The organism is Nocardioides sp. Iso805N (assembly GCF_000364605.1).
Lineage (GTDB): Bacteria > Actinomycetota > Actinomycetes > Propionibacteriales > Nocardioidaceae > Nocardioides.
Map to the genome: position 1 here is coordinate 1 of NZ_KB822595.1, position 6,606 is coordinate 6,606.

5 protein-coding genes and 1 rRNA gene are annotated in these 6,606 nt (G+C 68.7%); 4 read left to right on the forward strand and 2 right to left on the reverse strand.

Features of this window, described 5'->3' with window-relative positions; translation table 11 throughout:
- Nucleotides 1-194: 194 nt before the first annotated feature.
- Entirely contained in the window at nt 195-2,330 is a 2,136-nt protein-coding gene (locus H036_RS0121225) for an MMPL family transporter (protein WP_017936826.1), read from the forward strand.
- 5 nt (nt 2,331-2,335) lie between these two features.
- Here H036_RS0121225 and H036_RS0121230 read toward each other — a convergent pair whose 3' ends face one another.
- Entirely contained in the window at nt 2,336-3,883 is a 1,548-nt protein-coding gene (locus H036_RS0121230; protein ID WP_157417762.1) for a sulfatase family protein, read from the reverse strand.
- A gap of 180 nt (nt 3,884-4,063) precedes the next feature.
- On the opposite strand from H036_RS0121230, the gene H036_RS0121235 reads away from it, so the two are divergent.
- The 3 genes from H036_RS0121235 (at nt 4,064) to H036_RS0121245 (ending at nt 6,335) form a co-directional block, all read left to right on the forward strand.
- A complete protein-coding gene (locus tag H036_RS0121235; RefSeq protein ID WP_017936828.1) occupies nt 4,064-4,528 on the forward strand; it encodes a DUF5709 domain-containing protein in 465 nt (154 codons plus the stop codon).
- Nucleotides 4,529-4,581: 53 nt separating this feature from the next.
- Nucleotides 4,582-4,725 (forward strand): GPGG-motif small membrane protein, encoded by a 144-nt coding sequence (locus H036_RS25825; RefSeq protein WP_017936829.1) that lies wholly within the window; start codon nt 4,582-4,584, stop codon nt 4,723-4,725.
- Between the two features lie 146 nt (nt 4,726-4,871).
- Entirely contained in the window at nt 4,872-6,335 is a 1,464-nt protein-coding gene (locus H036_RS0121245) for an SDR family NAD(P)-dependent oxidoreductase (protein ID WP_017936830.1), read from the forward strand.
- Between the two features lie 123 nt (nt 6,336-6,458).
- Here the strand turns inward: H036_RS0121245 and rrf are convergent.
- Nucleotides 6,459-6,575: ribosomal RNA gene (gene rrf / locus H036_RS0121250) — 5S ribosomal RNA — on the reverse strand.
- Nucleotides 6,576-6,606 lie beyond the last annotated feature (31 nt).

Consider the following 6,606-nt stretch of genomic DNA (forward strand, 5'->3'; position numbering starts at 1 on the left):
GAGACCATCTCCCGGATGGCCGGCTCGGAGTTCGGCTCAGCCAAGACCGTCGCCGAGATCACCCAGATCGCCGACGGCATCAACCGCCCCGTCCGCGAACGCACGACCCTGTACGGCGAGGTCTGAGCCCTCGCGTCACCAGATCAGGGGAAACCCCGGTGCCAGACCGGGCGAAAGTTTGATCCACTGAACCTATGCACCGTCAGATCGCTGGCGCCCTGACCGGGCGGGTGACCAAGTGGGTGGTCCTGGTGGCATGGCTGATCGTGGTCGCCGCCGCCAGCACCTTCGCGCAGAAACTGGGCGACGTCCAGAACAACGAGGCGTCGTCCTGGCTGCCCGCGAGCGCCGAGTCGACCAAGGCCCTGGACAAGCTGGCGCCGTTCTCCGACCAGAACGACATCCCGACCGTCGTGGTCTACCACCGCGACGGCGGGCTGACCGCCGCCGACTTCCAGGCCATCACCGCCCAGGCACCGCAGATCGCCGACCTGGACGGCGTCGTCACGCCGTCGGACGGCAGTCCGACCGTGATCCATCCGACCGATGCGGCGAGCGGGCAGAAGCAGGGCCTGGTCTCCCAGGACGGGGAGGTGGCGACGTCGATCGTCACCTTCAACCTGGGCGCGCAGGGCTGGAACAAGATGCCACCTATCGCCGACGACCTGCGCTCGATCGCGCACATACCCGGCGTCGACACCCATCTGGCGGGTCCCGGCGGTCAGGTGGCCGATGCCGCCGACGCCTTCGCCGGCATCGACGGGACGCTGATCTTCGCCGCGCTCGGCGTGGTCATCGTGATCTTGTTGTTCACCTATCGCAGCCCGATCCTCTGGGTGCTGCCGATCCTCTCGGCCGTCTTCGCGCTGTTCACCGCCGAGGCAGTCATCTACTTCCTGGCCAAGTACGCCGACCTCACCGTCAACGGGCAGAGTCAAGCCATCTTGAGCGTGCTCGTCATCGGCGCCGGGACCGACTACGCCCTTCTGCTGGTGGCGCGCTACCGCGAGGAGCTGCGCCGTCACGAGGACCGGCACGAGGCAATGGCGGTGGCACTGCACCGGGCCTCCCCCGCGGTCATCGCCAGTGCCTCGACGGTGGCTGTCGGCATGATGTGCCTGCTGCTCGCCGAGCTGAACTCGACCGCCGGGCTGGGGCCGATCATGGCGATCGGCGTGCTCGTCACGCTGGTCGTGATGCTCACCCTGCTACCGGCCCTGCTGGTCATCTGCGGCCGCTGGGTGTTCTGGCCGCGGCGTCCGGCGTACGGCTCCGACGAGCCGACCACGCACGGCTTCTGGGCCAGGGTCGGCAACGCGATCGCGCCGCGTCCGCGCACCGTCTGGGTGGCCACCTCGGTGGTGCTGCTGATCGCGTGCCTGGGCATGCTCACCCTCAAGACCGGCAACATCCCGACCGACAAGCAGTACACCAAGACCTACGACTCGGTGGTGGGCCAGCGGGTCCTGGTCGACCACGGCCTGGCGGACACCTCGACGCCGATCCAGGTGGTGACCACTCCCGAGCATGCCGAGGCCGTGACCACGGCGATCGGGACGGTCTCGGGCGTCGGGCCGGTCGACCAGACGGTGCCGGCGGCCGGCGGGGTGAAGTACCTTCCGGTGACCCAGACGGTCGACCCTGCGAGCCAGACCGCCGCGGACCAGGTCGTGGCGGTCCGCGACGCGGTGAGCGACATCCCCGACACCCTGGTGGGAGGCTCGGCCGCGATCTACCTGGACACCGCCAACGCCGCGCACCGGGACAATCGCGTCATCATCCCGGTGGTGCTGATCGTGGTGATGCTGATCCTGATGTTGTTGCTGCGCGCTCTGTTCGCGCCGGTGCTGCTGATCCTGACGGTGATCCTGTCGTTCGGGGCGGCGCTCGGGATCTCCTCACTCATCTTCAAGTACATCTACGGCTTCGACATGGCCGACTCGGGCTTCCCGTTGTTCGTCTTCGTGTTCCTCGTCGCCCTGGGGATCGACTACAACATCTTCCTGATGACCCGTGTCCGCGAGGAGACCCAACGGGTCGGCACCCGGCAGGGATCGCTGATCGCCCTGGCCTCCACGGGTGGCGTGATCACGTCGGCCGGGCTGGTGCTGGCTGCGACCTTCGCCGTGCTCGGGACGATCCCGCTGGTCTTCCTCGCCGAGATCGGCACCGCCATCGCTCTCGGGGTCATCCTCGACACGCTGGTGGTGCGCGCCGTGCTGGTCACCGCCCTCAACCTCGACCTGGGCCGGAAGATCTGGTGGCCGAGCAAGCTCGACCGAAGCCCTGAGCCGGCCGCGCAGACCCGGACGCCGGTGCCGGACGCCTGAGCGCGCTAGGACAGGGCGTAGAACTGCTTCGGGCAGGTGCTCCCGCGGCAGTCGCGGTAGCGCGCATCGAGCGCCCGCAACTGCTCGAGGACGGTCCGCGCCGCGGAGCTCCTGGCCAGGTTGCGCAGCTCGTAGGGGTCGCTCGACCGGTCGTAGAGCTCCTCGTGGCCGTGCCGCAGCCGGACGTAGGTGTAGTCGCCGACCCGTACGCCCGAGTAGAGCCTCCGGTTGCCGTTCGTGACCGGCCAGCCCTCGATCGGCACGACCCGCTCCTGATCGGGAGCCGAGAGCCACGGCCTGATGTCCACGCCGTCCAGCGCCCGCTGCGGACGCGCGCCGGCCGCGGCGATGATGGTTGCGGTCACGTCGGGGTTGGTGACCGGCGTGGACACCGTCGTGCCGTGCGGGACGCCCGGGCCGCGAATCAGCATCGGGATACGAACGATCTCGTCGTAGTGCCACAGCTTGCCGTTGATGTTGTGCTCGCCGGTCGCGTAGCCGTTGTCGGAGGCGAAGACGATCAGGGTGTCGTCCAGCTGGCCCCTGCGCCGTAGCACCCGCAGCTGGGCGGCCACCGCCCGGTCGACGCCCTGCACCGCCTCCAGACGCTGGTCGTAGGCGATCCGCAGCGCGCGCCTCATCTTGGCCGTCACCTTCCGCCGCGCCGGCGAGTTCTTCGGCAGCAGCCTGGTGTAGCGCTTGGCCTCGAACACGTCGGGGCGGTTCGGCAGCGGCACGTGCGCGAATCGGCCGCGGTCGCGCGGGGCGGGGACGGTGGTGGGGATCGCCGCCGACGTACCCCGGAAGATGCGGCGCGGATCGCCGGGCTCGATCGGGCCGCCGAAGTGGGGCGCGACGTAGTTGATCCAGGCGAACCACGGCTTCGTGGATCGCTGGGGTGAGCGCAGCATGGCGTTCGCCTGCTCGCTGATCACCGTCGTGCTGTAGCCGTGCGATCTCTTGAGGTGGCCGTTGATGTTGAACGTCGGGTGGAAGAACCCGTACGTCGTGGGATCGATCGTGGCCCGCCAGTCGCTCCAGCCCGGCGGCACCTGATGGGCGGTGCCGTGCTCGCCGTAGCCGTTGAGGAACTTGCCGGCGAAGAGCGTGTCGTAGCCGGCCGCCTGCAAGGTGGTGGCGACGGTGCCGTGCTCGTCGAATGAGTGATAGCCGCCGTGCGGGCCAGAGATGGTCCGGGCGCCGTCGTTGTGTGCGTACTGTCCCGACAGCAGCGACGCCCTGGCAGGCACGCAGATCGGTGTCGGCGCCTCCGCGTCGCTGAGCGTGACCCCCTCCTCGGCGATCAGCCGGCGCACGTGCGGCATGTAGGGCAGGTCCAGCTCGGAGAGGTCGTCGGCGGTGATCATCAAGACGTTGGGCCGCTGCGAGAATCCGCGCAGCGCAGGCGTCGGCGTCGCCGTCCGCGGCAGCACAGGGCCTGCCGCACGCTTGGTCTGCGTGACCGAGTGCGCGGGCTCGGACTGGTGGGCGATGCCGCTGAGAGCGGCGAGCGCACCCACGGCCAGAACCGCAAGAGTCGTGCGCGGAGTCACGTGATCGTTCCCTTCGTCGTACGGCGAGACGCATCGGTGCCGTCGACACAGGGCCCGATGGGATATGACCTTAACTCGATTGACTTACTTAATTTTGGATGATCGTTCTCCGGACGCCGACGTGTCGGCACACTGGGGTCAGGGCACCTGTCCCATCTGCAACGAAAGGAGCATCTTCTGATGACCGAGGAACGCGAGTCCTACGGCGACTACAGCGTCGACGACGAGGACCAGCCAGGCGCTGAGGGTGATCAGGCCCCCGACCCGTCCCGCGAGCCCGGCGACGAGCTCGACGCCGGCTACTCCCCGCCGGAGAAGTGGAGTGTCGGCGAGGGCTACGGCAACACGCCCTGGGAGGAGGCGCACGGCGAGTCGCTCGACCAGCGCATCCGCCAAGAGGAGCCGGAGCAGGATCCGTACGCCGAGGACGACGACGAGCTCGACGAGGGCGACGAGGACCGTGAGGTGGGCGACCGGCGTGCAGGTCGTCTCGTCGACCCCGATCAGGGCTACGGCGAGGACACCGAGAAGGACATGGTCGGCTGGGACGCCGGCATCGACGGCGCCGGCGCATCCGCCGAGGAGGCAGCCGTCCACGTGGTCCTCGAGGACGAGCTCGATGATGAGGTCACCGAGGAGGAGTGATCCGATGCCCTCGGGGGTACCTCGGAACCTCACCTAATGAGGGAGGAACCCCAATGGCATTTCTGCTCTGGATCCTGGCAGTGATCCTGGTCGTGTCCGGCATCGTCAGCATCTTCCGAGGCGCGCTGCTGTGGGGCATCGTCCTGATCGTGGTCGGACTGCTGGTCGGGCCGGGAGGCGTCAGCCTCTTCACATGAGCCGGCGGGCACACCGCCACGACGGGGCCGCGGAGTCCTCGAGCAGGTCGACGACCTGCTCGACGGGAACCGCGGCCCTGTCGCGTGTCCGCGGCCCGTGCTCGCCGAACTACGGACACCCCGCCTGCCCGGCCTAGACTCCCCCGGTGTCCGAGACCGATGCTCCGCTCGAGCGGATCGACCCCGACGACCTCGCCGTCACCTTGAAGGTGCTCGCCGAGCTCCACCGGCTCCATCCCGAGCACCCGGACGTACGCACGGTCAAGCACGCCACCGGCTACATGTGGAAGCTGGTGAAACGCAGCCGCCGCGCCGCCTCACGTCAGGAGCGCCAGGACCACGACCGGTCGATCACGGAGCTGACCGCGACCGGGTCACCGCTGCGCATCGATGACGAGACCGCCGGCCTCCCGCTGGTCTCCACGGCGCCCGGCGCCGTCGCCGGCGAGCTGCGGAGCGCACGCGGCTGCTACATCTGCAAGGCGCCGTACACAACCGTCGACGCCTTCTACCACTGGCTCTGCCCCGCGTGCGCAGCCATGAGCCACGCGAAGCGCGACCAGCGCACCGACCTCACCGGGCGGCGCGCGCTCCTGACCGGGGGTCGCGCCAAGATCGGGATGCACATCGCCCTTCGGCTGCTGCGCGACGGTGCCGACCTGACGATCACCACCCGCTTCCCCAAAGACGCCGTACGCCGCTTCTCGGCGATGCCCGACAGCGTCGAGTGGCTGCCGCGGCTCAAGGTCATCGGCATCGACCTGCGGGACCCCACCCAGGTGATCGCCCTGGCCGACGAGGTGGCGGCCGGCGGAGCGCTCGACATCCTGGTCAACAATGCCTGCCAGACCGTACGCCGCTCCCCCGGGGCCTACACCCAGCTGGTCGCCGGCGAGAGTGCGCCACTGCCGGAGGGACCGGACGTCGAGATGGTGACCTTCGACCGCATCAGCGAAGCTCACCCGGCGGCGCTGACCGGAGCGCTGGCGTCCCACCCGGTCACGCACCATGATCCGGCGACCATCACCGAGCTGGCGCTCACGGCAGGGAGCGCCTCGCTCGCCGCTCACCTCGCCGGTACGGCGGTCGACGCCGGCGGCCTGCTGCCCGATGTGGCCACGGTGAACTCGTGGACCCAGGTCGTCGACGAGGTCGATCCCCTAGAGATGCTCGAGGTGCAGTTCTGCAACACCGTGGCGCCGTTCCTGCTCGTCAGCAGGCTTCGACCGGCCATGCGTGCGGCCGCAGCCGTGGCAGGGCGTGCCTACGTGGTCAACGTGAGCGCGATGGAGGGTCAGTTCAGCCGCCGCTACAAGGGAGCAGGGCACCCGCACACCAACATGGCCAAGGCGGCGTTGAACATGCTCACGCGAACCTCATCCACAGAGATGTTCGAGACCGACCACATCCTGATGACCGCTGTCGACACCGGCTGGATCACCGACGAGCGCCCGCACCACGACAAGCTCCGGATCGCCGCAGAGGGTTGGCATGCCCCCCTCGACCTGGTCGACGGCGCCGCCCGTGTCTACGACCCGATCGTGCGGGGCGAGGTCGGCGAAGACGTCTATGGCTGCTTCCTGAAGGACTATCGGCCCGCGCCCTGGTGAGTCGGGCCTCCGTCCCCGTCGAGTCGGGCCTCCGTCCCCGAACGCAGACAGCAATCGATGACCCGTAAATGCAGCGTAGGGCCGTTCCCCGAAAACCGGGGGAACGGCCCTACGCTAATAATTGTCCGGCGGCGTCCTACTCTCCCACAACCTCCCGGTTGCAGTACCATCGGCGCTGAAGGGCTTAACTTCCGGGTTCGGGATGGGACCGGGTGTTTCCCCTTCGCTATGACCGCCGTAACCCTATCGACCCCCACACAATGGGGGAAAA

What these genes read in the sequence shown, in the direction of transcription:
- H036_RS0121225 (WP_017936826.1), top strand. Translation starts at nt 195, where the DNA reads ATGCACCGTCAGATCGCTGGCGCCCTGACCGGGCGGGTGACCAAGTGG.
- H036_RS0121235 (WP_017936828.1), top strand. Translation starts at nt 4,064, where the DNA reads ATGACCGAGGAACGCGAGTCCTACGGCGACTACAGCGTCGACGACGAG.
- H036_RS25825 (WP_017936829.1), top strand. Translation starts at nt 4,582, where the DNA reads ATGGCATTTCTGCTCTGGATCCTGGCAGTGATCCTGGTCGTGTCCGGC.